Origin of the sequence: Polyangium fumosum (assembly GCF_005144585.1) — a bacterium.
GTDB lineage: Bacteria > Myxococcota_A > Polyangia > Polyangiales > Polyangiaceae > Polyangium > Polyangium fumosum.
Window position 1 is genome coordinate 1 of the sequence record NZ_SSMQ01000108.1, and the last position, 26,954, is coordinate 26,954.

18 protein-coding genes are annotated in these 26,954 nt (G+C 69.3%); 7 read left to right on the forward strand and 11 right to left on the reverse strand.

Going from position 1 to position 26,954, the window contains the following annotated elements:
* Positions 1-1,594 (reverse strand): type VI secretion system Vgr family protein (locus E8A74_RS48235; RefSeq protein WP_136935952.1); only part of this gene is annotated, 1,594 nt, incomplete at its 3' end.
* A gap of 620 nt (positions 1,595-2,214) precedes the next feature.
* Here E8A74_RS48235 and E8A74_RS48240 point away from each other — a divergent pair.
* The 3 genes from E8A74_RS48240 to E8A74_RS48250 all read left to right on the forward strand — a co-directional run bounded on the left by E8A74_RS48240 (position 2,215) and on the right by E8A74_RS48250 (position 6,476).
* The gene (locus E8A74_RS48240; RefSeq protein ID WP_136935953.1) at positions 2,215-2,883 is read left to right on the forward strand and encodes a hypothetical protein; all 669 of its coding nucleotides are present in this window, start codon (positions 2,215-2,217) and stop codon (positions 2,881-2,883) included.
* A gap of 209 nt (positions 2,884-3,092) precedes the next feature.
* Positions 3,093-4,892, forward strand: coding sequence for an NYN domain-containing protein (locus E8A74_RS48245; RefSeq protein ID WP_136935954.1), 1,800 nt, complete (start codon positions 3,093-3,095; stop codon positions 4,890-4,892).
* 21 nt (positions 4,893-4,913) lie between these two features.
* The gene (locus tag E8A74_RS48250) at positions 4,914-6,476 is read left to right on the forward strand and encodes a carotenoid oxygenase family protein (RefSeq protein ID WP_136935955.1); all 1,563 of its coding nucleotides are present in this window, start codon (positions 4,914-4,916) and stop codon (positions 6,474-6,476) included.
* On the opposite strand, the gene E8A74_RS48255 is transcribed toward E8A74_RS48250, so the two are convergent.
* The 4 genes from E8A74_RS48255 to E8A74_RS48270 form a co-directional block, all read right to left on the reverse strand.
* Positions 6,477-7,316: a hypothetical protein gene (locus E8A74_RS48255; protein ID WP_136935956.1), complete on the reverse strand. Its 840-nt coding sequence runs from the start codon at positions 7,314-7,316 to the stop codon at positions 6,477-6,479.
* Between the two features lies 1 nt (position 7,317).
* Positions 7,318-8,943 carry a PAS domain-containing protein gene (locus tag E8A74_RS48260; RefSeq protein WP_136935957.1) on the reverse strand — a complete coding sequence of 542 codons (1,626 nt, stop codon included), beginning with the start codon at positions 8,941-8,943 and terminating at the stop codon, positions 7,318-7,320.
* Between the two features lie 105 nt (positions 8,944-9,048).
* Positions 9,049-10,296 carry a plastocyanin/azurin family copper-binding protein gene (locus E8A74_RS48265; RefSeq protein WP_136935958.1) on the reverse strand — a complete coding sequence of 416 codons (1,248 nt, stop codon included), beginning with the start codon at positions 10,294-10,296 and terminating at the stop codon, positions 9,049-9,051.
* 147 nt (positions 10,297-10,443) lie between these two features.
* Entirely contained in the window at positions 10,444-11,553 is a 1,110-nt protein-coding gene (locus E8A74_RS48270; protein WP_136935959.1) for a DUF4215 domain-containing protein, read from the reverse strand.
* 68 nt (positions 11,554-11,621) lie between these two features.
* Between E8A74_RS48270 and E8A74_RS48275 the strand changes: the two genes are divergently transcribed.
* From E8A74_RS48275 to E8A74_RS48285, 3 genes are read left to right on the forward strand one after another with little or no spacing between them, the layout of a single operon-like run.
* Positions 11,622-13,727 (forward strand): hypothetical protein, encoded by a 2,106-nt coding sequence (locus tag E8A74_RS48275; RefSeq protein WP_136935960.1) that lies wholly within the window; start codon positions 11,622-11,624, stop codon positions 13,725-13,727.
* Positions 13,724-14,233 carry a hypothetical protein gene (locus E8A74_RS48280; protein WP_136935961.1) on the forward strand — a complete coding sequence of 170 codons (510 nt, stop codon included), beginning with the start codon at positions 13,724-13,726 and terminating at the stop codon, positions 14,231-14,233. Before E8A74_RS48275 ends, E8A74_RS48280 begins: the two co-directional genes overlap by 4 nt.
* 34 nt (positions 14,234-14,267) lie before the next feature.
* Positions 14,268-15,194, forward strand: a complete 927-nt coding sequence (locus E8A74_RS48285; protein WP_136935962.1) for a formylglycine-generating enzyme family protein — start codon at positions 14,268-14,270, stop codon at positions 15,192-15,194.
* 34 nt (positions 15,195-15,228) lie between these two features.
* Here the strand turns inward: E8A74_RS48285 and E8A74_RS48290 are convergent, their stop codons facing one another.
* A complete protein-coding gene (locus tag E8A74_RS48290; RefSeq protein ID WP_136935963.1) occupies positions 15,229-16,257 on the reverse strand; it encodes an aldo/keto reductase in 1,029 nt (342 codons plus the stop codon).
* 227 nt (positions 16,258-16,484) lie between these two features.
* Between E8A74_RS48290 and E8A74_RS48300 the strand changes: the two genes are divergently transcribed.
* Positions 16,485-18,704, forward strand: a complete 2,220-nt coding sequence (locus tag E8A74_RS48300; RefSeq protein WP_170229945.1) for a hypothetical protein — start codon at positions 16,485-16,487, stop codon at positions 18,702-18,704.
* Between the two features lie 7 nt (positions 18,705-18,711).
* On the opposite strand, the gene E8A74_RS48305 is transcribed toward E8A74_RS48300, so the two are convergent.
* From E8A74_RS48305 to E8A74_RS48325, 5 genes are all read right to left on the reverse strand, one after another.
* On the reverse strand, positions 18,712-20,370 hold the full coding sequence (locus tag E8A74_RS48305) for an FAD-dependent oxidoreductase (RefSeq protein ID WP_136935965.1): 1,659 nt from the start codon (positions 20,368-20,370) through the stop codon (positions 18,712-18,714).
* 28 nt (positions 20,371-20,398) lie between these two features.
* Complete coding sequence (locus E8A74_RS48310) at positions 20,399-21,613, reverse strand: aminotransferase class V-fold PLP-dependent enzyme (RefSeq protein WP_136935966.1); 1,215 nt, start codon at positions 21,611-21,613, stop codon at positions 20,399-20,401.
* A 14-nt stretch (positions 21,614-21,627) separates the two neighbouring features.
* On the reverse strand, positions 21,628-22,128 hold the full coding sequence (locus tag E8A74_RS48315) for a hypothetical protein (RefSeq protein ID WP_136935967.1): 501 nt from the start codon (positions 22,126-22,128) through the stop codon (positions 21,628-21,630).
* A 17-nt stretch (positions 22,129-22,145) separates the two neighbouring features.
* On the reverse strand, positions 22,146-23,570 hold the full coding sequence (locus E8A74_RS48320) for a reverse transcriptase family protein (protein WP_136935968.1): 1,425 nt from the start codon (positions 23,568-23,570) through the stop codon (positions 22,146-22,148).
* 576 nt (positions 23,571-24,146) lie between these two features.
* A partial coding sequence (locus tag E8A74_RS48325) for an aldo/keto reductase (RefSeq protein WP_136935969.1) occupies positions 24,147-26,954 on the reverse strand: 2,808 nt, incomplete at its 5' end.

Here is a 26,954-nt window from a genome sequence, read left to right on the forward strand (position 1 = left end):
GGTCCCGCCGCACGAGCAGCGAGGCGTCACGCTCGACCGTGGCCTGCACGTCACGCTCCGCGTGCACGCGGATGAATTCGCCGCCTTTCTTGTCCTCGAACAGGATCTCGTTGTACCCGCCTCCGCCAGGGGAAGACGACGTGCGAATGCCGCTTTGCGTCTTGTGCGCCGGGAGCGGATAGGGCACTCGCTCCAGCGCAGTAAACACGCGGCCGACGATCATCGGCCGATCGGGATCTCCGTCGAGGAAAGCCACCAGCACCTCCTGCCCGATGCGGGGTAGGTGGATCGCGCCATACCCTGCGCCGCTCCACCCCTGGCTGACCGGGGTCCAGCACGAGCTGTGCTCGTCCATCGTGCTCTCGCGGTCCCAGGGAAAATGCACGCGGACGCGGCCGAATTCGTCGCAATGAATCTCCTCGCCAGGAGGGCCTACCACGGTCGCGCTCTCGATCCCCTGTACGCGCGGGCGAGGCGTACGGAGTGGGGGCCGATACGGCAACGCGGCGAGCCTCGCCACGCAATGGTGGGTCCATTCGTCATCGAACGTGCCCTCGATGCGCGTTTCCACGATGAGCACGCCGCGCCCGACCTCTTCGCGCGGGTGACCTGCGATGTGGACGACGACGCCGGGCGCGAGATCGAGCGCGTTCGTCTCGAAATCGAAGGCGACCGCGCCGTCGCGCACGGCATCGAGCCGGTTCCGAGCGATACGGGCGCCGGCTCGTTCGTCGCTCCGATACGTTCCGCGAGCGTCGGCCGCGGGCGTGCCGGGGCTCGGGGTCGTCTGGAAGAGGAGCGCGCCGGGCGTGACCTGGAATCGTTCGAGGCGGGCCTCGATAGCGAGCGCGCGCGCTTCCACGAGACCACCGAGGGGATACGCCGTTGGGAGGCGATGATCCCGGTCGCGCAACATGAGGCGCCCGGGCCGTAGCTCGCGGCCGGCGCAGACGCCCGTCGCGTATTCGCCCGTGACCATCGTCGTGTCGGCCTTGAAGGGTAGGACGCCCGCGCGGGGCTCGCGGAGTTGGGGCGCGTCGGCGAGGACGAGGACGGTCTCGTCCCCCTTCTCGACGAAGAAGTACGAGATCCCCGCGTCTTCGAGCATGCGGCTCAGGGCCGCGTGGTCGGACTCGTCGTATTGCGTGCGGTATTCGCGGGGTTTGTACGTGTCCGACAACCGAAGCTCGTGGGGGATCTGCCATTCCGTGAGGAGGCGCGTGGCGATCTCGGGCTCGGAGAGGTGCTGGAAGATGCGTCGGCTCGTGCGTTCGGTGAGGAGCCAGAGGGCCGGGACGATGACGATCTCATAGGTGGAGAGCCCGTCCTCCTCCGCGCGGAGGAGACGCGCCGCGCGGCAGACCCCGGTCCACGAACGCGTCTCGGACCCTCGATGGATGGTGAAGCGCGCCGTCTGGCCGACGACCTCTTCGAAGTCGAGCGCGGCGTCGATCGAGAACGCTTCGAGCGTGATCGAGAAAAAAGTCGAAAGGCCCTCCACGATCGAGAAACGGCGTACGTCAAGAGAAATCTCGGACGCGAGGACGAGCGAGAGCGTTCCGCCCGGCGGGCGGATCGAGGGAAGCCAGGCCATGGAAGGACCTTCCGTTACCGCAGACCACACCAAGCCACCCCCGTGGCGCTGTGCGCGGGCCTGCGTTGTTCTTGACGGTTCGTTCTGCACCGACTCCGCGCAACCGCGCAAGCTCTTTCGCAGCCAGAATCGGACCCAGATCGGACACACAATGTCCGCTCGCGGCCCCCGCGCCTCCGCTTCCGCCCACCCACGGCGCCCCGAAACCGCCTCGCCCCGCGGCCATCGCCATCCCACGCCGCCCCGACCTCGGCTCTCAAGCTCGCATTTCGCGCTTCCCCTCCCCGCGAAGCGCCCTCCCTCGCCTCCCGCCTCCACCTCACGCCGCAGTGGATCGCCGAACGCTCTCTCCCTCGCCGAAACCACGGCGCCCCGGACCGCCGATCCCACCCTGCGGACGCCGATCCACAGCGCCGTGGATCGACTCCCGCGCCCCTCCTTTGGCGTTCCACGGCGCGCCGATATCCCGTTTGCGCAGCGCCGGACCCATCTCACCCCGCCGTGGACCCTTCCGAGCGCTCATTTTTCTCTCGTTCGCCCTTCCCACCGCTCACCTGGGTCGTGTACCGTCCCCGTTTCGGTGAGTGGGGATACTTCACAACACCAGACATGGAGGACCCATGGGTGAAATCATCCGGCGGGATGGTGCTGCCGGCGATATTTTCGAGGATGCGGGGGACACGCTCACGAACGCGAAAGCCCGCGGTGGGCGGTGGCAGGAGCTGGCCGAACAGCGCCTCGGCGCCTCGCTCGCGCTCGTGGCCAACGTGGAGGCCAAGTACAAGGCCGCCCAGGAGGTGCTCGCCCCGCTCGTCGCGCAGATCGACGCGCGCAACCGGAAGGCCGACGCCACGCTCGGCAAGAATTACGATATCATCTGGAACGAGGTCGGTCGCCCCGCCTACGACGCCGCCCTCTCCGTCCTCTTCCCCGACGGCATCGCCTATTATGCGGAAGGCGACACCGACGGACAGCCGGACCGAATGGAGATCCTCGTCGAACTCCTGGGAGTAGGGATCCACCCCAAGCTCTCGAAAGAGACGGCCGCGAGTACCGCGGCGGAGATCACGGCGGACGGCGACGCCCTGCGCGTCGCCGTCGAATCGGCCCGAAAGCCCGCCGCGCAGGTCAAGATCCTCGGTCGCGTGCGGACCTCGCTCGCCAAGGTCGTGCATTCGGAGCTCACCAATCTGAAGCGTCTCTACAAGATCGAGGGCTTCAGCGAGGCCGAAATCCATACGGTGATCCCGGACCGGCCCAGCAAGAAGAAGTCGGGGCCGAGCGACTGACGACCTTCGCCCGGCGGCTCGATGCCCCGTCTTTCCAGGCGAAGATTTCCCACCACCTATCTCGCCACAGGCGATCGTCGCGAACGTCAAGTTTTCCGGGGCCTGCCCAGTCAGCCTTGGGCAGACCCTGAAATCCGCATCGGGGTTCGCTTGACCAACCTCACCACCCCAGCCTAGGCTCGTCGTCCCGGATCGTCGGGGGGAACTCCATGCCTCAAGCCGAGCGGATCAGGACCGCGCTTTTCGTCGATTTCGACAACATTTACCTCGGGCTCCATCGGGTCGATCCGGAAGCCGCAGAGGTCTTCGCCACCGAGCCGACGCGCTGGCTCGCGTGGATGGAGCGAGGCCTCATCGCCAAGGCGCAGAGCACCGAGTCGGGCCAGACGCCCCTCTCCGTCCTCGTCCGCAAGTGCTACCTGAACCCGAAGACGTTCCACAAGTACCGGCCGTACTTCACCCGCGCCGCGTTCGAGGTCGTCGATTGTCCGCCGCTCACGTCGCTGGGCAAGACGAGCTCCGACATCCGCATGGTCATGGACATCCTCGACACGCTCGGCCACCCGACGCGCTTCGACAAGTTCGTGATCATGTCGGGCGACGCCGACTTCACGCCCGTCCTGCTGCGGCTCCGCGCGCACGACCGGCGGACCGTGGTCGTGGCCGTCGGGTACGCGGCCTCGGCCTACACGGCCGCGTGTGATCGGCTCATCACGGAGGACCGCTTCATCGAGGACACGCTGCGCGTCCCGGGCGAGAGCGAGGGCTACGAACCGCCGGCGGCCTCGCCGCTGCGCGAGCGGTCGTTCTCGACGTTCCCCTTGGCCTCCATCGCGCCCCCGCCGGCCTCGCTCCCCGCGGGCGACGCGGGCGCGGAGCTGCTCGCGCAGATGGCCGCGGCGGTCGTGGGCGCCGCGCGCGCGGCCGGGAGCTTGCCCGCCGCGAACCTGCCGCGCGTCTATCGTCGCTTCCAGGAGTTCTCCTCCGCGAACGACTGGCTCGGCTTCAAGAGCCTGCGCGCCCTGACGGAAGAGCTCTGCCGGCGCGACGGCCGCCTGCGCATCATCGAGGACGAGGCCGAGAGCTGGCGCGTCACGAGCGACGCCTCGGCCGCGGCCGCGCTCTCGCTCCCCACGCCCACGTTGTCCACGCAGGCGCTCGTCCCGCCGCCGCCGCCGGTCCCCATGCCGATGTCGAGCCCGGCGCCGAGCCTGCCGATCCCCTCGGCGCCGAACCCGAGCATCCACCTCGCGACCGCGATCGAACCCTCGCCCGACACCCTCGCGCGTCCCTCGGATCTGCGCGCCGAGATCGTCCGCGTCCTGCGCGATTACGTGTCGAGCTCGCCGCGCCCCGTCACCATGGCGTCGGCCTCGCAGGAGGTCATCCGGCGGCTCGGCAACGTGGTCGTCGACAGCCGCTGGGCCGGGACCGGGAGCTTCAAGGATCTGCTCCTCCACGCGAGTGATCCCGGGTTCGTCGTGCACACGGCGAGCCCCGGCCACCTCTACGATCCCACCCGGCACGAGCCTCCGGAGGCCGAGAGCGAGGACTGGCCGCCGCCCTCGCGCGACGAGTTCGGCGTGCTCCGTCGCGTCCACGAGATCACGGGCGTGCCCGTCCTCCGGCCGCCGGAGTTCGGCCTGCTCTTCCTGACGATCGCGGACATCCTCGGCCGCAACGCCTTCCAGGTCACGTCGACCTCGAAATCGGTGCGCGACGCGCTCCTCACGGAGGGCCATTCGGTGTCGCGATCGGCCGTGACGTTCGTCCTGCGTGGCATCATGTACGGCGGGCTGCCGCTGCACGAGGCGCCGAAGCCCTGGGGCGCGCGCCTGCTCGCCGAGGCGTTCCAGCGCAACGTGCTCGCGATGTGCGAGGACGCCGAGCTGAATCTCTCCACGGCCGAGCGCGCGGCAATCGAGCGCTGGCTCCTCGGCTCCATCGAGGACGCGTCCCCCGTGCAGGCGGCCGACGTCAACGGGACAGCACAAGAAGCCAAGGTCTGAACCTCGAAAGGAATCGTGGCCATGGGCCTCATCGAAGACCTCCTCCTCGCGCTCGACAAGAAGAGGCCGAGGCCCCGTTCGTTCCGGCCAAACCCCTACCTCGAAGGCAATTTCGCGCCCGTGGGCCGGGAGAGTGATGCGCCGTCGCTCGAGGTCCTCGAGGGCGAGGTCCCGCGCGCGCTCCGCGGCACGCTCTATCGCATGAGCCCCGGCCCCCGGTTCGAGCCGCCGAACCCGGATCTTTACCATTGGTTCGACGGCGACGGCATGATCGACGCCTTCGCGCTCGAGGACGGCCGCGTCTCCCACAAGAATCGCTGGGTCCGCACGGAAAAACTCGCCCTCGAAGAGCGCGCGGGGCACGCGCTGTACGGCGGGATCCGCGACCTCGCCCTCTCCACGACGATCGAGGGCTGGCTCGCGCTCGGCTTCTCCGGGCAGGAACTCATCACCCTCCAGGCGCAGGCGCTCCTCGGAAAAGGGCCGAGCCACGAGCAATTCGAACGCATCTTGCGCGCCGTCGACCGCAGCAACACGAGCATCCAAAACATGGCGGGCCGGCTGCTCACGCTCGTCGAGGGCTCGGCCGCGCACGAGATCGACCCGGTCACGCTGGCGACGACGGGCCGCTTCGATTTCGGCGGCGTCGTGCAACCCGGCAAGGGCGGCATGGTCGCGCACCCCAAGATCGAGCCGGGCACGGAGACGATTTACACGTTCGGCTACTGGGGCGGCCGCGGCGGGCTCACGTATCACGTGTTCGGCAAGGACGGCTCGCCGCGCCTCTCGCGGGACATCGAGGCGCCGTTCCCCTCGATGATGCACGATTTCAGCGTCACCGAGACCCGCGCCGTCTTTTATCACTTGCCGGCCGTGTTCCGCGTCGACGACATGAAGAGCCCGAACACGGTCCGCTGGCAGCCCTCGCGCGGCGCGCGGATCGGCGTGGTTTTACGGGACGACCCCGCGGCGCCCGTGCGCTGGTACGACATCCCGCCCTGTTACGTCTTCCATCCGATGAACGCGTTCGACGACGGCAATACGGTCGTCCTCGACATCGTCCGTTACCCGCGTTTGCCGCTCTTCGATCCGGGCGGCGAGACCTTGAACCCTAGCATCGAGGAATATCCGCCGGGCCTTCTCGTGCGGCTCCGGCTCGACCTCGACACCGGCCGGATCAGCGAGACGGTGCTCGACGACGCGCCCTGCGAGTTCCCCGTCGTCGACCCGCGGTTCGCGACGCGCCGCCATCGTTACGGCTGGGTCGCGGCGCGCCTCGCCCCGACGTGCGGCCGGGGCATCATGAATGCGATCGGCCGCGTCGATTTCGAGACCGGCGAGGTTCGATATCGCAACCTCGGCCGCTCGACCTACACGAACGAGGCCTTGTTCCTCCCGCGCGACGAACGAGCGCCGGAGGGCGACGGGTATCTGATCACCACGGTCTACCACGCCGACGAGGGCACGAGTGATCTCCTGATCCTCGACGCGACGCACATCGACGCCGAGCCTGTCGCCGTGGTCCGCGCCCGCCAGCGCGTCCCGTTCGGCTTTCACGGCACGTGGGTCCCCGCGTCGGGCTGATCAGGCAAGCGCGCCCCATACCTCGCAGAGCTGCCCCACGGAGAGATCTCCCCGATATTCCTCCGGGTCTCTCCCCTTCCCCGCCTCGTACGCCGCCACGCACCGCCCGACGAAGACGGCCCCAACGCCAAGGCGCTTGGCAATCGCCTTGTTCGACCAACCTTTCTGATGCAGCCGAATGACGAAGTGAGGCCGCCCCTTTGCCGTCTGCGCAGGCTCGGTCGTGAATCGATACGGCCGCCCGAGGAAAGCTCGCCGCTCGGGCGTCGCGCCCTTCTTCAAGGTCAAACCCACCCGCGGCGAATCGAAGACCTCTGCCGCGCCGCCCGGCGGATCCTCGTGGGCGAGAAACAAGGGCGAGCCTTCCCGCGGATCGATCGACCCATCAAACGAGCCCGCGAGCGCCGCGACGCTCTCCTTGCCGGTCCGCGAGAGCACGTGATCGACACACTTGCACGACCCTTCGATCCACGTGCCGCTCGTCAGGTCGACGATGCTGCGAAGCAGAATGCCGACATAGGTATCGGGCCGTCGCCCCATCGCGATGTCGACGCCTTTGTACGTCCCGCCTTTGTACGTCCCGCCCTGCCGATGGAAATACCAGATCCCGGAATCGACCTGGCTCGGATCTCGATGCGCGAACGGGTCCTCGTGCCCGGGTCCGTGCCAGTAAAACTCGACCTCGGTGAGCCGATGCGGCGAGCCGGCGATGAAAAGCGTCGCGTGATGGAGCAAGACATCCGCCGCGCGGCGGAATGCATCGACGTGGAGCTCGTCCGGAACGCCCGGCCCGGGCAACGCCGACGCGAGAATCGGTGTGAGCGGGGTCGGGCTCGGCATGTCACATCCTCGGGCTTGGTCGACCCTGCCCCTTGCCTGCTCTCGCGGCGATCCGGCGGCGCCTCGCCTCCTCCGCCCCCCGCATGCCCGCCCGGAGGTCCGCATACGTCACGAGCGCGCCGAAATCGACCCCGAGATCCACAATCGTGCGCGCCACGTCCGGCGACACCCCCACGAGCGCGGTCTCCGTGCCGAGCAGGCCTGCCGCGCGCGTGGCCCGGAGGAGCTGCTCGGCCACGGACGCGTCGATCGAGGGCACGCCCGTGATGTCGATGAGCACCGTCTCCGCCTGGTGATGCTGAATGCCCGCGAGCAGCGCCTCCATGAAATGCTGCCCCCGCGCCTCGTCCATTTGCCCCACGAGCGGCGCCACGAGCACGCCTTTCGCCAGCGGCAAAAGCGGCGTCGAGAGCTGCCGGACGAGCTCCATCAGCTTCGTCTGCGTCTCCAGGAGCACGAACTCGCGCCGCTTCGCGTCCTCGGCCGATTTCCGATCCGTGATGTCCTCGCTCATTCCAATGAGGAAGAGCGGCTCCCCTGCTTCATCGTAGAGCGGGATCTTGCGGGTATGGCAGAGGCGCACGCCCGTGCCATAGCTCGGGACGCTCTCCTCGGGGATGTCCACGATGGTTCGGCCCCCGAAGACAGCCCGGTCCGCCGCGACGAACTCGTCGGCGGTCTCCGTCGGGAAAATATCGTAATCGGTATGACCGAGCCAGCTCCCGATCGGCGACGTGAACTGCTCCTCCATGTACTTGTTGATATGGATGTACCGGAGATCCTTCGCGTCCTTGATGAAGATCATCATCGGGATGTTGTCGAGGATCGAATCGAGGAACTGCGACGTGCTCCGGAGCGACTGCTCGGTCTCCTGTTGTTTCGTGACGTCCTCGAAGATGGAGCCAATGCATTGCCCCGAGAGCGGGAAGGCCTTGATCGCCCAGGCGGCGTCCTTGCCCGTCTTCGAGTCCGTCGTCATGTAGTCGATATCCACGGTTTTTTGCTCGTGGACCACCTCGACGTACCGATCGATGAGCCCCCTTTGCCGCGGGACGCTGGAGTCCTCGTCGAGCAGCTTGCCCACGAACTTCGCCGTGGGCCGCTGCGTGAGCTGCTCGGCGGCGGGGTTGCCGTACACGCAGCGCAGCCCCGCCTCGCCGCCTTGTGAATCTTCCAGCCGGTAGACGTAGAGCCCGAGCTGCATGGCCTCGACCACCTCGGCACAACGCGCGCGGTGCTCCTCTTCGGCCGTACGCAGGCGCACCCGCACGAGCGCGCCCCGGCCGCCGTCGACGGCACATGCAATCGCGAGCAGCGAGCTGCCCGGGGCCCCGAGGTCGAGCTCGAGCCGCTCGCGCGCCCCTGCGAGCACGTCCTCGATCCCCCGTGCGGCCGCGAGCGCCGCGCCTTCGAGCACGCTCGTCGGCAAGAGCCGGAACGCGCCTTGGCGCTCGAAGAACGGCAGGAGACGCGTGCCTTCCTCGGAGGCGAAGAGACGGTCCATACGCGGGTTCGTGAGCCGAACACGGCCACGGCCGTCGACCAGCGCGGTCGCGTCGTCGAGGACCGAAAGCAGGAGATCCGGGTGGATCGAGAACGAGGCTGGCGCTCCGTCGGGGGTTGCCATGACTTTGCCGGGGACGATAACACGGCCCGGCTAGTTGGGCGACGACGCGCGCGAAGGCGGGCACGCCTCAGACGAGGGCGCCCGCACTTCACCGTCATCTTGCTGTCACGGAACGACGAACACCGCGCCGTTCATGCCGAGCGACGCGTGCGGCACGCAGTAGAACGGATACGTGCCCGGCGTCGAGAGCGTGAAGTCCTTCGTGTTGCCCGAATTCGTCAACGGGATGAAGGGGCCATCCGCCGCGGGCGTGGGCATGTTGGCGAGGTCCATGTACCCGCCCTGCAGCGGATGGCTGGAGAAGTTGCCCGAGAATGTCACGACCGTCCCCGCCTTCACCTTGATGCACTTCGGGTTGTAGGACAGGCCGCTGAACGTCACCGTTGTCGTCGACACGCCGGTGAGGTCATCTGCCCCCGCCAGCGTGCAGCCATTGACGACGCTCGCCACGCACTGGTTTCCGACGCACGTGTCGCCGTTCGTGCAATCGCCGTCGCCGTTGCACCCGACGCACGAGCCCGCGGCGCTGCAGACCTTGCCGCCGGACTCCATGCACGCGGTCCCTTCCGTCAAGGGGGTATACTCGGGCGAACCATTGTTGCAGGCGTCCGTCGTGCAGGACTTCCCGTCGTCCGGGAGGTCCATGTCGTCGTTCGCGAACGTCGTGGCGCCGAGGCCGTCGCAAACTTGCGACTTGCAGTCGCCCACCGTTTGCGCCGCGGTCGGCGTGCCGGCCATCGTGGCCTCGACGCCGCACATGCCATTCGTGCACGTCGCCTGCTCGCACTCGTTCTGCGGGGTCGGACAGTCGGCCGGCGTGACGCAAACATTGCTGCCGCCCCCAGCGCCGCCCATTCCACCCATTCCGCCCATTCCACCGGCGCCGCCCATGCCACCAACGCCGCCCATTCCACCGGCGCCGCCCATTCCACCGGCGCCGCCCATTCCACCGGCGCCGCCCATTCCACCGGCGCCGCCCATGCCACCGGCACCGCCCATGCCACCGGCACCGCCCATGCCACCAACACCGCCCATGCCGCCGGCGCCGCCCATGCCACCAGCACCGCCCATGCCGCCGGCGCCGCCCATGCCGCCGGTCCCGCCCATGCCGCCGCCGCCCATACCCCCGATGCCGCCCGTTCCGCCGGTCCCGCCGCCGACGCCGCCCATGCCGCCGGTCCCGCCGCCGACGCCGCCCATGCCGCCGGTCCCGCCGCCCGAGCCCCCGGAGCCCGTCAAGTCGATCTGCGAGCGATCCACGCTCGCGATGAGCTCGCAGCCCGAAGCGAAAGAAACGAGCCCCGCGGCGGCAAGCACGGCGCCGGTCAGGATCTTTGCGTTCTGCATCTTCATGAGTTGCCTCGAAGGGTAGAAGTCATCCGAACGGCCACGCTGCGGGCCCGAACGGCAAGCGCAATTGACAAATTTTCCCGACCCTGTCAAGGATTTGCCAACAGAACGTTGCTGCTCCCACGGTTCACCTGCGGAGTGGATTGTCGTTCAATCGGTCGATCTGCAATCCGCCGCGCAGCCATCGAAGCTCACGACATTCCCGTCGTCGCACACCTCCCCCGCGTCGAGGATTCCGTCGCCGCACACTGGAATCGTACAATCGAGCCGGCACGCCGAGGGCACGTCGAGCGCCACGATCCGGGCCGTGGCCGTTCGATCGAGCACGATCGCGTCGCCGCTGCCGTCCTCCCATTCCCAGCGCTCGATGCCCTGGACGAAGCTCGGCACGACGTCGATCACCCACGCGCCCGGGGAGAGCAGGCCCGAGAGCGCGCCGCCGTCCGTGTTGCCGTCGAACTGCCAGTCCCCCCGCGCCGTCGTCGGATCGAGCAACGAGAATTCGCCCTTCGTGTCGTCCGAGGCCGCGACGAACGCGCCCGTCGGCAAGCCGAAAAACGACATCTCGACACGCCCGGGAGGCTGGATCTGTCCGCCGGCGTTCTTGTCCACCCCGTGGACCGCGACGAGCCCGAGCAGACCGTTTGGCGTGACGTCACGGTACAAAAAAAGCTTGCTCGCCCCGAGCTCCTCGAACCCCGTGTGCGCGCTCGCCGAGCCGTAGTCGTAAAATGAGACGAGCGGCATGGGCCCCGTGACGGGCCGCACGGGCCGCACGAGCGCGCCTTGCAGGAGCAAAAAAGCCGGACGGTCGGCGTTCGCCGCGCCCGCGTCGCAGGCCTCCACGCCCGCCTGCACGAAGCCGTCGCCGCACGTCGCCGGCAAACACCGCGACGGGCAATCGTCCGTGTCGATGCCATTGCCATCGTCGCAGACCTCCCCCGCCTCGACGAACCCATTGCCGCAGCTCGGCAACGCGCACGTCGCCGTGCAGCCGTCGCCGGAGACGAGGTTGCCGTCGTCGCAGGCCTCGACGAAGGCCCATACGATGCCGTCGCCGCAGCGCGCGAGGGAGCAGCCGGGAACACAAGCATCGAGGGCGACTTCGTTGTGGTCGTCGCAGGCTTCCCCGGGATCGACGAGCCCGTCGCCGCAAAACGGATCACGCCGCTCGGCCTCCGGGGCGAAAAGCGTACTGCGCGCGCCACAAGCGGCGGCGAGGCCGAGGAGCGTCACGACCACAAAACCCCGTGCGTGCATGCGAGCGACCCTACCACGATCGCGCCGCCTCTTGCCGCGCGCGCGGCGCTCCGATAAAGCTTTTCCTCGTGGGTGGACCCAACCCTCGCCTTCGTTTCGCCCTCGCGATCGCGATCGCCTCGCCCCTCGCTTGTTCGTCGCCCAAGGACACGCCGGACGCCTCCGCGCCCGCGCCTTCGGCCTCGCAAGCCGTCGCGCCGCCCGTTTCGAGCGCCGCGCCCGCGCAGCCGTCGCCCCTTTCGCCGGCCGAACGGCAAGGCAGCGTGATCGCGCGGAGCCGCCAAGGCGATGCGCTCTTCGTGGCGGACGAGGATCACAAGGTCCTTCGCCGAATCCCGCTCCCGCTCGCGCCGGGCGTGGCCGCGACGGAGGTGCCGCTCCCCGGCGCGCCGGCCGCGGTCCTGCCGATCGATGGCGTGGTGCTCGTGACGATTCGTGATCCGGGCCTGCTCCTCGTGCTCAAACCCGACGCGGCCGGCGCGCTCGCCGAGGCGGGCCGCGTGTCTTTGCCCGCAGATGCGTGGGGCCTCGCGGCGACGGCGGACGCGCGCCACGCGTTCGTGACCAGCGCGTGGACGCACATCGTTTCAAAAATCGATCTCGCGGCAGGAAAGGTCGTGTGGTCGGCGGACGTCGCCCGTGAGCCGCGCGGCATCGTGGTGCTCGGGAGCGGCGAGATCCTCGTGAGCCACCTCGTGGGCGCGGACGTGACGCACATCGGCGAAGAATCCGGCGCGCCGGTCGTGAAGACGATCGGCGTGATGCCCTCGCCCGTGCGCGCGCCGTCGGGCAAAAAGCTCCACGCGTCGCTCGGGTATTCGCTCGTGACCTCGCCCGACGAGGGGCGGCTCTTCGTGGCGCGGCATGCGGTCGGCGCGCTCGCGCGGCGCTCGTGGTTCGGGCAGCCGACGGTGGACGTCGTGCTCCTGCCCGGAAAGAATGGCCGCACGGCGCCCGAGCAGCTCGCCGCGACGCACGTGGGCGGCTTGCCTTCGCAAAAGAGCCGGGTCGCGGACCTGACGGTGACCGCGGATACGCCGGTGTCGATCCCGGGCCGCGACAAGGGCCCGTTCACGCAGCCTCGCGCCATGGTCTACCGCGCGAAATCCGACACGTTGCTCGTCGCGGGCGAGGGCGACGACGCGGTCGCCGAGCTCGACGCGGTCGCGCTCGATCCGACGCTCGCGATCGTGCGTATCTTCCAGGTGGGCCAAAAATACGACCCGGGATACGGCGCGGCCGGGGAATGCGGCGCGCCCGCGGGAATCACGCTCTCGGCCGACGAGGACACGGCGTACGTGTTCTGCCGCGCGACATACGACGTGGTCGCGCTCGACCTCACCGCCCAGGCGCCCGTGGATCCCATCGTGCGGGACCGACAATCCCTCGTGCACCTCGCCGACGACACGCTCTCGGCCGAGGCGCAAAAGGGGCGGCGTCTCTTCTACAATGCGACGGATCCCATTCTGAGCGGCGGCCTCGGCTGCGCGGGTTGCCACCCCGAGGGGCGCGACGACGGGCACGTCTGGCACGAGGCCACGTTCGACACGATCGACGGGCTGCACACGAACTTCGTGGGCGCCTACGAAAACATCCCCGACCTCGCCAAGGCCAAAGGATTTCCACGACGAACCCCCATGCTCGCGGGCCTCGTGAGCGCGGCGGGGCCTTATGGCTGGCACGGCGAGAGCGCGGACCTCGGCGCGCGCATCACGGCCGGCATGGGCTTGCATCGCTGGGGCGGCATGCCGCAGAACATCGGCGGCGCCGCGGTGGGGCGCGCCTCGCTCGTGGCCGCGTTCGTGCGCGAGGGCCTCATCCCGCCGCCGCGGGAGAACCGCGAGCTCACCGAGAAGGAAAAACGCGGGCGCGAGCTCTTCCTGAACAAGGGCACGAAATGCGCCCACTGCCACGTGCCGGATTCGCATTACACGGATCGCACGCCGTATCCGCTGAAGCGCCTGCCGCCCGTGAGCGGGTTCGACGAGGAGACGAAGCAGGAGTTCAAGACACCCTCGCTCCGGTTCGTCGCCGGAAGGGCGCCTTATTTCCACGACGGCCGCGTCTCGACGCTCGAAAAGCTCGTCGAGCTGAACGGCGATCGAATGGGGAACACGAGCCATCTCCCGGCCGAGGACCGCGAGGCCCTCATCGCCTTTCTGAAGACCTTATGAGCCGCGCCCGGATCCTCGCCGCCCTCACCTTCCTCGTGCTCTTGCCGGCCGCCAAGGCCGATCCACCGGCGCCGGCGGCCGAGGAGGAAAAGCCGATCGATTTCGAGCCGATTCCGATCGAGGAGGGCACGCCGAAGCCGCCCACGCCGGCCGAATGGCAGAACGCGACGCGCGTGCGGATCACCCGCAAGGGCCCGCGCGCCGAGCATTGCCGGGCGTGGCGGACGCGCGGCTGGCTCAAGATCCATTGCGACGCACAGACCACGGCGGCCTCGCTCGTCGGCGGCACGAACCGCGGCGTCTCCCTCTGGATGCCCGAGCCCAAGGAGGGCCTGCCCGCGCCCCCGTCGGGCCAGGTGATGTTCCCGATCAAGCCGGGCGATCGTCGGATCTTCGAGCTGTTTTCGTTCGGCGAGACCTACGGCGGCTCCATGGTCTCGCCGGGGCTCGTCCTGCAAGAGCACTGGATCGAAGGGGAGCCGGCGCCGACCCTGGTGCTGCGCTGACAAACCATTTTTTCGTCGTCGGAGGCATGTTTCCATGAAGGCTCTTCGTTGGCTCACGTTCGGCACGGCTTTCCTCGGCTTTGGCCTCGCGGCCGGGTTCGGCTGCGGGGGCGGCGCGCAGGAGGGCGGCGGCGCCGTGAAGGAGCCGGGCGCGGGCACGACGGAAGCAAAACCAGCCGAGACGACGGCCAAGGCCGCCCCCCCGCCGACGAGCGACCCCGCGCCCGCCACCACGACCGCGCCGACGCCCGAGCCCGCGAAGACGGCCGAAGCCAAGCCGCCCGAGCCCCCGAAGCCGCCGCCGAGCCCGTGTCCCGAGGGCATGGCGTTCGTCAAGGGCGGCTCCTACAAGATGGGCTTCTTGAAGAACGAGGCGAAGATCGCCGATTTCTGTTTCGACAAGACGGAGGCCACGGCGAAGGACTACGAGGCGTGTGTCGCGTCGAAGAAATGCAACGACGCGTTCGCCACCTGCGCGCCCGAAGCGACGTACAAGAAGGCGGGCAAGGAAGACCATCCGATGGTCTGCGTCGATTTCCAGCAGGCGATCGATTATTGCGCGGCGCAAGGAAAACGCCTGCCCTCCGACGAGGAGTGGGAGTGGGCGGCGCGCGGCGGCGAGGAGGGGCGCGTCTATCCCTGGGGCAACGAGGCGCCGAAGGATCAGCTCTGCTGGTCCGGCGGGAAAGAGGGCCTCTTGAAAGGCACGTGCCCGGTCGCGGCGCATCCCGCCGGCGCGAGCAAGGACGGTCTGCTCGGAATGGCGGGCAACGTCTTCGAATGGACGACGAGCGCGCAGGACGCGAAGACGAAGGACCGCGTGGGACGCGGCGCGAGCTGGCGCGACGGGATTCCGAACATGTTCCGCGCGGAGCGGCCAGGCCGGTTCCAGGTGACCTATCGATGTGGATTCCTGGGCATTCGCTGCGCGACGGCCCCCACGGCGACCTCCGGCAAATAGAAGGCGCCGCGGGGCCCGCCGGGGACCAACGGAACTACCAGCGGCCCTGCTGCACGCGGCCGATCATCTCGTAGGGATAGCCGGGCTCGAATGCGCTGGCCTCGTCGAGGCGCTTCATCTCCTCGGCCGAGAGGGAGAGCTCCGCGCTCGCGAGGCACGCGTCGAGCTGTTCGAGGGTGCGCGCGCCGAAAATCGAGCTCGTGACCGCGGGCTTTTGCAGGAGCCACGCGAGCGCGACGGCGGCCTTCGTGGAATTGCGCTCCTTGGCGACGGCGGTGACCGCGTCGAGGATCCGCCAGTTGCGCGGGGTATCGAAGCCGGCGAGCTGGTTCTTCCACTTGTCGAGCCGCGCGCCCTCGGGCGGCGGCTGGTTTTTCTGGTACTTGCCGGTGAGGAACCCGCCTGCGAGCGGCGACCAAGGCAAGATACCGAGGCCGAATTTCTTGCAGAGCGGCACGTGCTCGCGCTCGAGCTCGCGCGAGACGAGGCTGTATTGCATCTGCAGCGAGACGAACGAGCTCATGTGCGAGGTGCGGCTCGTCCACAGGCTGTCGGTGAGGCGGTACGCCGCGTAATTGCTGGCCCCGATGTAGAGGACTTTGCCTTGACGGACGATGTCGTCGAGCGCGCGGAGCGTCTCCTCCTCGGGCGTATCGTTGTCCTGCATGTGGATCTGGTACAGGTCGATTCGATCGGTGCGCAGGCGCCGGAGGCTGTCCTCGACGCAGCGCATGATGCGATAACGCGAGGCGCCCGTGCCGTTCGGGCCGTCGCCCATACGAAAGCGGAATTTCGTGGCGAGGACCGTGCGCTCGCGGTGCTTGCCCTGCACGAGCCAGTTCCCGACGACACGCTCGGAGAGGCCGTCCTGCCCGTAGACATCGGCCGTGTCGATGAAATTCACGCCGCGATCGAGCGCGCGGCTCAGGATCGCGTGCGCCGTGGGCTCGTCACAGCCCACCTTGTGCATGAACGATTTCTCGTCGGCCTCGCCGAACGTCATGGCGCCGAGGCAGAGGGTGGAGACCTTGACGCCGCTATTTCCGAGGGTGCGGTATTCCATGGATCCTCTCGCGTGGTTTATGGGCGTCCGAGTTTAGCGGCGCGGGCCCCGCTGTCGACCCCCGCGAGCCGCGTGGCACCGTCGGTTCATGGTCCCTCTGCCTCACCACCTCCACGCGACCGCTCCTCGCCGGGTCGAGGCGGCGCGAGGCGCATCGTTCCCGTCCTCCCGTTCGTAAGCTCCCGGCCATTGACGCGCGGCCTCCGTGCGGCTTACCTGCCGCGTCCATGATGCGTCGATTCTCCCGTTCTCGGCTGCCCTTCGTCTCTCTCCTCGTCCCGCTCGCGCTCGCCTCGGGCTGCTCGGCGGGCGACAATCCAACGTCGAGCGCAAGCGGCGGCCAGGGGGGCGAGGGCGGCGAGGGCGGCTGGGGCGGGCCTGGAGGCTCGGGCGGCGCGGCCGGAATGGGGGGCATGGGTGGCACGGGCGGCGTCGGGGGCACGGGAGGCGCCGGGGGAATGGGCGGCGCAGGTGGCGCCGGAGGAATGGGCGGCGCGGGTGGCGCCGGGGGAATGGGCGGTGCAGGCGGCACCGGGGGCGGGAGCATGTGTACGCCCGGGGAGATCGATGCGTGTTATTCGGGCCCGCCGGGCACGCAAATCGTGGGCCTGTGCAAAGCGGGGCTCAAGACGTGCCTCGGCGACGGGAGCGGATATGGCCCGTGTATCGGCGAGGTCGTGCCCGTGCCCGAGTCATGCCAGACGATGGGCGACGACGATTGCGACGGGCTCTCGAACGAGGAGGGCTGCGCCTGCGCGCCCGGCGCGACGGCGCCTTGTTACACCGGGCCGGGGGGCACGCTCGACAAGGGTGTGTGCAAGGCGGGCACGCAGATCTGCAATGCCGAGGGCACGGCGTACGGGGCCTGCGTCGGGCAGGTGTTACCGGCGACCGAGACGTGCCTTTCTCCGGAGGACGAGGATTGCGACGGGCTCATCAACGAGAGCGGCGTCGGCTGCGTCTGCAACCCGGGCTCCACGACGGTCTGTTATACCGGACCGGGTGGGACGTTGGGAGTCGGGATCTGCAAGGCGGGCACGCAGACGTGCAATGCGCAGGGCTCGGCGTACGGACCCTGCATGGGCGAGGTGCTGCCCCAGGCCGAGAATTGCATGACGCCCGAGGACGAGAGCTGCACCGGGCCCGTGGGCGACATGTGCGCCGCGAACGAGTGGATCCGGGCGTTCGGCAATACGCTCGATCAGGACATCCTCGACGTCGCCACGGACGCGCAGGGCAACGTGATCGTCGTGGGGCAGTTCGTCGGGGCGATCGATCTCGGCGGAGGGCCGCTCAGCTCCCCCAACGGGGTGCACGACATCCTCGTGGCCAAATACGACCCGCTGGGCAATCACGTCTGGAGCCGTCGCTTCGGCGCGAACGGCACCGACGGGGCGCGCAGCGTGGCCGTCGACGGCGCGGGAAATATCGTCGTCACGGGGGTCTTCCAGTCGACGGTGGATTTCGGCGGGGGGCCGCACGTGAGCGTGAATGGAACGAGCGACGTGTTCGTGCTGAAGCTCGATGCGGCGGGTGCCTTCGTGTGGAGCCGGGCCTATGGGGCCGCGGGCGGCGACGAGGGCTCGGCGGTGGCCGTGGATCCGGCGGGCAACGTGATCGTGGCGGGCCATTTTCGCAACACGATCAATTTCGGCGCCGGCACGCTGACGGCGGTGGGGCTCGACGACCTCTTCGTGCTGAAGCTCGATTCGGCGGGGAATCACGTCTGGAGCAGGAGCTACGGCGACGCGAACAGCGAGGGGATGCGCGGCGTCGCCACGGACGCGAGCGGCGCCGTGTATTTCACGGGCTTCTTCGAGGGCATGGTCAGTTTCGGTGGATTCGTCGTCATCAGCGCGGGCAATCAGGACGCGATGCTGGCCAAGCTCACGGCTGCGGGGCAACCTCAATGGGCCCGTGGCATCGGCGGCATCGGCAATCAAATCGGCAATGGCGTCACCGTGGACAACGCGGGCAATGTGATCGTGACCGGCGCGACCGCGGGCACGGTCGATTACGGCGGCGGAGACGTGATGACCGCGGGCAGCAACGACATTTTCGTCGCAAAGTACACCGGCGCGGGCGTGTACCAGTGGGCCAAGCACTTCGGGGACGCCGGCGACCAGGTCGGCTTCGCCGTCGCGACGGACGCGCAAGCCAACGTCGTGCTCGCGGGCCGGATGACGGGCTCGGTGAACTTCGGCGGCGCCACGCCGATCGCGAGCCTGGGCGGCAACGATGCATTCGTCACGAAGCTCGACGCCCTGGGCGCGCACGTGTGGAGCCGCCGCGCGGGGGATACGCTCGAACAATGGGGCCGCACCGTGGCCGTGGACGGGTCGGGCAATGTGCTCGTCGCGGGGCGCTTCCAAGGCATGATGGACCTCGGCGGCCCCGTGACGAGCGCGGGCGGCAACGACGCCTACGTCGCCAAGCTTTTGCCCTGACCCGCGATCAGGCCATGACGCCGAGGTGGGCCGCCACCTCGCCCACCGCCGTGTACGCGGCTCCGACGGCATTCTCGAACGCGGGGAGGCCGTCGGAGTCGTGGCAGGCGAAGCTGATCTTGCCGAGTGGCTGTTTGGACGAGAGGCGCGCCGCGCCGAAGACGAAGCCTTTTTCGGCGGCGAGCATGGCGTGCCCCCAGCGATAGAGGTCGACGCCGGTGACGCTCGCGCGCACGCCGGGCACGACCTTTTCCAGGTCCGCGAGGATGCGCTCCTCGTACTCCTCGAACGGCTTCGTTTGCAGCTCGACGCGCGCCGTCGGACCGAAGAGGGGGCAATAACAGGAGAGCACGTTCGGCCGGTCGAGCGGCGCCGCCGCGGGATCGGCGAGGCTCGTCCAGTCGGCCACGATGAAGTCCGTGAAGAAAAAATCGCCGTGGACCCAGTTGTCGAAGCCGAGGTTCGGCGGCGTCTTGTTCACGTACACGGCCGCGACGATGTAGGGCGTGTACCGATACTCTTTCGCCTCGTCACGCCCCGCCGCGCCGAGCTCGGGCACGACGTGCTTGGCGATGTACCGGTTCGCCGCGTAAATCGCGGTCTTGGCGCGGATCGTCGTAATCACGCCGTCGATCATGTAGGAGACCAGCACCTCGTCGCCCTCGTTCTTCACGCGGAGGACGAACGCGCCGGTCTTGATACGATCGGCGCCGATCTTCTCGGCGAGCATCAGCGCGAGGTACGCATTGCCGCCGGGCTGCGAGAGGACGGGGCCGAATTCGGAGCCGAGAAAGCCGATCGCCGCCCAGGCGGAGACCTTGTCGTGGGTCGTGCCGAGCGCGGAGCGGACGTACGGATCGAAAAACGCGCTGACCTCCGGGGCCCAGCCCTTCGAGGCGACGTATTCGGAGAGCGTGAGGTTGTCGAGGCCGCGGACCTCGGGATCCGTGGTGGAGTTGTCCGTCGGCGTGTCGAATCCGAACTTCTGGTCCTGGCCCTCGTAGCCGTACCAGTCGATCATGTCCTGGCGGAAGGCCTTGAGGTCGGCGATGACGTTCGGCGGATAAGGCAGGGCGTCCATGCCCTCCTCCCAGGCGTCCTCGTACCATTGGCCGTTGAACCAATCGCCATTCGCCGGGCCCTTGACGATGTATTTCTCGTCGACGATGGGCCCCCCGTCCATGTCGTAGCCCGTGATGATGCCGAGGTCCTCGTACGTCTCGTTGAGGTTGTCGTTGTACGGAAAGACGGTGTACGCGGCGGCCTGGCCGTGGGTGCGCTCCGGATCGCCGCCCTTTTTGGCGACGCCGCCGACGGGATCCTCTTTTTCGAGGAGCAGGAGGTTCGTGACGCCGATCTTCTGCAATTTGCGCGCTGCGACGAGGCCGCTGATGCCGCCGCCGATGATCACGCAATCGTAAGGATCACCCGAGGCGGCAGGCAATTCGAACGCCTTTCCGTCGCGGACCTCGTGGCAAATCGTGAAGACGTCGCCCTTGTACTGCGGGCTCGGGGGCGGGGTGCCCGTGCCCCCTTCGTCGCTGCACCCCGCGCCGAGGCCGCCGAGGAGGATCCCGGAGGCGCCGACGAGCAGGCCATTGAGAAAGTCACGGCGACGAATGCCAGGGGTCAGCGTCGTGAGAGGCTTCGGGTTCTTGAATTTCATGGGCACCTCCTAAGGATTCGGGAGGCGCTCAAGATACCCCTTCGGCCCGCAGCGCGTCTACGAGGCGCGCGTACTCTTCGGGGTCGTTGTAGATTTGCGCCGAGATCCTGAGGATGCGGCCCCGCGGGGGCGGAAAAGGGATGATGGGAACCTCGATACCGTGGCGCGAAAAGAGCGCCTCCTGCAAAGGGTCGAGGAAAAGCGGGGGCGCAGGCGGGTCGCCCGCGGCCTCCGGGAGCCGGACGGTGGCGAGCGAGCCGATCATCGATGCGGGCGCGGGCGGCGGCGCGCCGAGGGCCTCGCACAAGCGCTCCCGCGCGGCCAGGGCCGTCCGCCGGTTGTGCTCGGCGAGCGCAGGCGCGCCGCCCGGCAGGAGCGAAGCGAGGAAACGAATGGCCTCGGGGAGGGCGAGGTACGGCGTGGGGTCGTGCGTGCCGGTCCAGTCGAATTCGAGCCGGAAACGCGAGAGGTCCGTCCGAGGGCTGTTCGCGCCGTGGCTGATCGAGAGCGGGCGGATCTGCGCCTGTTTGTCGGGGCGGACGTGGAGGAACGCCGCTCCCTTGGGGGCACACATCCATTTGTGGCAATTGCCCGTGTAATAAGCGGCGCCGAGCGCGCGGAGGTCGAGCGGGACCATGCCGGGGGCGTGTGCGCCGTCGACGAGCGTCTCGACGCCGCGGCGGGCGAGCTCGGGGACGATACGCTCCACGGGGAAGACGAGGCCGGTCTGGCTCGTGACGTGATCGACGAGGGCGAGGCGGGTGCGCGGCCCCGTGCCATCGAGGACGGCCTGGACGACATCGTCGGGGGAATCGAGGGGGAAAGGGACGGCGGCGACGACGACGCGGGCGCCGGCGCGGGCGGCCGCGTGTTCGAGGGCATTGCGGCAGGCGTTGTATTCGTGGTTCGTCGTGACGAGCTCGTCGCCGGGGCGGAGGTCGAGCGAGCGGAGGACCGTATTGACGCCGGCCGTCGCGTTGGGGACGAATGCGAGGTCCGCGGCGTCCGCGCCGACGAAGTCCGCGAGGGCCTGAAGGGCCGCGTCGAGGAGCGGTTCGAGCTCGCGGACGAAAAAGCGCACGGGCTCGCGCTCCATCTGCGCGCGCAATCGATCCTGCGCCTCGCGGACGCGCAAGGGGCAGGCGCCGAAGGAGCCGTGGTTGAGGAAGGTGATCGCGGGGTCGAGATCCCAGAGCGGCCGGACGCGGGCGGCGTGGGAGGGAGGGTATACGTGGATGGACATCGGGGTGCGCCGTATCAGCGACCGAGCGCAAACATGATCGCACCGAGGATGATGAGAGCGTACAGGCCGAGGAGCACGACCGTCATGACCCCGACGAACGCCCAGAACTCGCGTTGACGCTCGATCGCGGTCGCGATGAAATCAAGGCGCCCGTCGGCCGCGATGACCTGATTGATGCTGTCGCGATACCGGAAGAGGCGCGTGCCAATGACGGCGTAGAGGATCGCGAGGATGAGGTACACGAGGAAGGCGACGGCCCCGACTTCGCCGAGCGCCCGCGACATCGGGGACGAGGTCATCGCGTAGAGACCGAAGACCACGAGCCCGACGGCGCCGATGTAGCTCAGCGTGCCGAACAGGGTGATCCAGGGCCGCGTCTTCTGGAGCGAAAAGACGATCGCGTCGATGGCCGGGTCGTGCGGCGGGTCGTCTTCGGATTTCTTTTTCTTGGGGCGCTTCGTGGTCTTTGTCTCCTTGGGCGCCTCGTACGGATTCAGCTCTTCAGCGTTCGACACGATCTTTTCCCCTCCCTTCACTTCGACAGAATCTCCTCGACCTCGCGCTGCCATTTCGCGCCGAGCTCGGGGTGAACCATGCGCACGTAGGCCGCGTATCCGCGCAGCCACGCCGGAAAGTCGGCCTTGCCCCGGGCCTGGGAGGCCACGCCGTGCCGGCGGCAGTTGCTCAGGATAGCCTTGAAGCGCCTTCGCTCCTCGCGCGGGATGGACGGCTTCTGGTCGACGACGAGGCCCGTCACGCGCTGGCGATTGCCCTTGCGCATGATGCGGCGCTTCTTGACGTTCTCGGCGAAGCCCTCCTGCTGGAGGATCGCATTGACCCACCAGAGGAAACGCCCGAGGCGCGCGGGCGGGTCGCGGAAGGAGAACGTGAGGTCGTCCGCGTACCGGGTATACGTCGCGCCGGTCTTCCGGGCGAGGGCGTCGAGGCGCGCGTCGAGGCGACGGCAGACGAGGTTCGCGAGGGCCGGCGAGGTGGGCGCTCCCTGCGGCAATGCACCCGGCCACACCACGGTGCCGTCCGGCAGCTTGGCGCGGTGGGTCGTGAGGCCGGCGAGCGTGGTGGCGACCTTCTCGTCGTAATGACGCAAGAAGAAGCCGAGGACGCGGCGGTAATGGACCGTGGGGAAGAAGTCCTCGATGTCGATATGCACGACGACGGCGGCGCCGACGTGGGGTGTCGCATTCGTGAGCGTGGAGCGCTCCTCGATGAAGCCGTGGGCCGCGGGGTGGACGGGGAGCTTTGCGAGGATCTCGCGCAGGATGGCGCGCTGGACGCCCTTCAGGCGGACGCGGGGCGCGGAGATCTTCCGGAGGCCGCCGGTGCGCTTGGGAATCTCGAACTCGACATATCCGCTCCCCTTGCCGGTGCCCGGGCGCATGAGGGCGGGCAGGACGCCGGTCTCGACGCCGACGAGCTTGGCCACGTCCGCGCGGCTCTTGAGCGCGGGGACATCGAACTTCGGCGGGGTCCGGGTCGCGGTCGCGCCGCGGCGGAAGACATATTGGGACCGAAAGAGCCCGAAGATCCACCCCGTGGGATTCCAGCCGCCGCGCGCGGTGGGGCTCGCGAACCGCGGCGCGGAGGCGCGCCGGTCGGGCGGCGCGACATCGGCGAGGCCGAGCGTCTTGACGGCGGCGCGCGCGGCCCCCGCGACGGTGTTGTCGGCGTCCTTGACCATGCGGCGGAGGTGCTGCGCGGCGTTTCCGCGGGCGAAGATGAGCGGGACGATCCGGACCCCCCGCAGCCGCTCGCGCGGATCCTCGCTGCGCAGGAGCTTGCCCACGGGCTCGACAAAAGCGCGACCCGCGTAAAACCGCGCGACCTCGTATTCCGCGAGGTTCTGGTGTCGTTCGAGCAGCTCGGCGACGCGCTCGAAGTTCGCGTCGGGATCGGCGAGCAGAGGCTTGAGCTCGAGGAGGAGGCCGACAAGGCTCATGGCGGCGCATCCTACCAGGGATGGGGGGAGATTTTTAAGGGGGAATGGAGGGGGCCGGGGCGAGGGGCGACGCGGTCAGCGTTTGCGGCTTCGGGGTTGCGAGGTCCCGCGTGCGGGGGTCTTTCGGGCCGGCTTCGGCGCGGCGGGGGAAACGGCGGGCGGCTGATCTGGACTCGGAAAGAAAAGGCTCCCGGAGACCACGCCACTTGCTCGGCAGAGGCGTTGACAAGACCTACAGCTGCAAGCTGTATCGCCCCGCAGGGCGGTCTCGTGACGCATCATTCTTTCATGGGGTACAGGTCGCAGCCGCGACGTGACATCGCGGGATGATAGCTGGCTGCTCGTGTCCCCGGGAGCCGTCCCCATGGGAGCACATTTTCCCGGCCCGGGGAAGGTCGGAAAGCAATGCTCACGGGAGGCGTCGCCACCTGCTCGGCAGAGGCGTACGGGGACGAAAAGCCCTGCGGGGCGGTCCCCGTGACGCTTCATTCTCCATGGGGAGTCGTTCGCAGCCGCGACGTGACATCGCGGGGTGATAGCTGGCTGCTCGCGCCTCCCGTGAGCGAGGCGATGACATCACATCTTGGGCTCGGGCGGAAGGGCTTCATCAGGGCGCGTGGTGTCTTCTTCGAGCAAAGCGCGCAGCCGGTCGCGCGGGCCGCCCGGCGCGCGGCGGACGAGGGCGTCGAAGCGTCGCGTCTCGGCACGGATGCGCTCGCCGTGGGCGCGGAGCGCGGGGAGCGCGTCCTCGGGCAAGGTCGGGCGCGCGAGGACGGTGAGGTTTTCGACGAGCTCGCGGTGGCTGCGCGGCGCCGTGAGCGTGGCGCTCACGCCGGGCTGGGTGAGCGAGTATCGGTAGCAATCGGGGGCGGTCGGGGGTGTGGTCTCGGGGGCGTCGCCGCTGGAAGAAGCAGGGCGGAGCAGGCGGCCATAAGAGGTGGCCGTGAACGTGAGGACGCCCGTGCCGCGGGCGAGGGCTTCGGGGAGGAGCTGGGTTTCGGCGCCGGGGTGAGCGGCGCTGTGGCGGGTCATCACGACGGGCCAGGGGCGCTTCTGGAGTGCCCCGACGGCCACGGCGCGGTCGTGCGTGGAGAAGCCGAATGCGCGCAGCTTGCCTTCGTCGCGCAGGCGCGCGAGGGCGTCGTAATCGTCGTCGGCGAGGCGATCCGGGGAGCGGACCCAAAAAAGGAGGAAGACGTCGATCCAGTCGATACGCAAGCGCGCGAGCGTGCGCTCGACGTCGGCGCGGAGGGCGTCGGGGCCCGAATGGTAGGTGCCGGCGACGAGGACGAGGCGATCCCGTCCGGCCCGGCGCGACCGCAGGAAACGTGTGAGCTCGTGATAACGCGGCTCCCAGAAGAAGGCATTGACCCCGGCATCACGCGCATCGGCGAAGCTCGACGCCACGAGGCCGTGCGCGCCCGAGACCACGAGCGGGGATACAAAAAGCCCGGTCGTTCCGAGAGGGCGGAGAAGGACGCCTTCGGGCCGCGCGGCCGCCGGAGCGCGTTTGCGCGGCGGCTCCGCAGCCGGGGGCGAGGCCGGGCGGTGCTGGACGAGGGAGGGCTGCTTGGCAAACGCCTCGTCCGGGAGCACGAGCGTCAGGGCTTCGAGGTGCGCCTTCACGAGCGCCCCCTCGGCGCCGGGCGAAAGAGCCGCGGCGAGCCGCGCGAGGGCCCGATCGTCGCCGTCGCGGAGCAGCCAGGTATAGGCCGAGGTGCGCACGGCCTCGTCGGGCTCGGGTTTTGATGGATCGAGCAGGCCGAGGAGCCGGTCTTCCAGGTCGACGACGCCTTCGAGGGCGCTCGCGGCGGCGGCGCGGACCATCGGGGTGCGGTCCTGGGAGAGGCGGAGCAGGGCGCGGAGCGCGTCGGGGTGGAGCGGGTCGTCCGCGGGGGCGAGGAGGTCGGCGGCGCGGGCGCGGAGGAACGGGTCGGGCGCGAGGGCAGAGGCGAGGGCCGCGGCCCGGACGTCGTCGGGCGCGAGGGCCTCGTGGTGGCGGAAGACGAGCATCATCGCCTGGCGGCGGACCCCGGGGTCGGGGTCGCTGACGACGGCGGAGAGCGCGGCGACCGGGTCCTGGACGGCGGCGCGAATCCAGGGGTCCTCGTCGGCGAGGGCGCGGGCGCCTTCGGCCGGCGGGAGGTCGCCCGAGGCAGCGCGGGCGGCGAGGGCGATCGCGCGGGTCGCGGGGTCGGCGTCGGCCACGGCGCGGGCGAGGAGGGGGTCGTCGCCGAGAAGGGCGGCGGCTTCGGCGACGGCGCGGCGTTCGCGGGCGGAGACGGCGCTGGGGGCGGCGGCGAGCAGGGCCTCGGCCCACGCCGCAAGGATCCGCGGCGATCCGGGGCGATGTTCCCAGCCGGCGAGCGCGGCCGCGCGGACGTCCTCGTCCGGATCGTCGAGCGCGCCGAGCACGATCGGGAGCGAGCGCTGATCCCGAAGGAGCCCCGTCACCGCGGCCGCGCGCAGCTCCGGCGCGCCGCTCTTGGCCAGCCCGCGCACCCGCGCCAGATCCTCGGCGCTGCCCCGCACCGCGAGCACCTCCGCGGCCCAGGCGAGCGCGCCGGGGGACGGCGGATCCGCCGCGAGGACACGCCGCGCGAGCGGGAGATCCTCACGGCTGCCGAGCCGATCGAGCACGGCGCGCACCTCGGCGGCGGCGTGGGGGACGCGGGGCTCGTCGAGCCATCGCAAGGCGAGGAGGAAGGCGTCGGGATCGTTTCGTTCGCGCAGGCGGCGACGTGCGAGGGCGCGCAAGGCCGCGTGGGGATCGCCGAGCCAGGCGACGAGGGCGGCGGCGGGCACGGCCGAGGGATCGACTTTCTCCAGGCGCGCGGTGACGACGGCGGGGTCCTCGTCGGCGAGGCCTTCGGAGAGGAGCACGGGCAGCGATGCCGTCGCGGCGGGCGTCTCGGCGGCGCCGGACCACGCAGCGCCGAGGTAATGCGCCGCGGAGGAGACGGTCCCGGTCGGATCGTTCGCGGCGGCGTGGGAGACGGCGTCCCGCACGTCGGAATCGTCCTCGCCGAGCACCACGAGCGCTTGCACGGCGGCGTGCCGGACGCGCCAAAAGGGGTCTGCGAGGGACGCGACGAGCAGCGGCAGCGCGTCCTTGCCCCCGGCCGCGGCTGCGGCGCGCACGGCGGATCGACGCACCCACCACACGGGCTCCTTGCGGATGGCGCGGGCCGCGTGGGGCAACACGTCGCGGGATTCGAGAGCGCCCAGCGGGCGCTCGGCGAGATCGCGCAGCGAGATCGCCTCGGGGAACAGTTCTGGTCCTTCTGACCCGGGGTCGCCAACCCCGCGGATCTTGGCTGGATTGCGACGGATGGAGAGGGCCTCCGCCGCGAGCGTGGTGCCCTTTCCGCCGCCCTTTCCTTC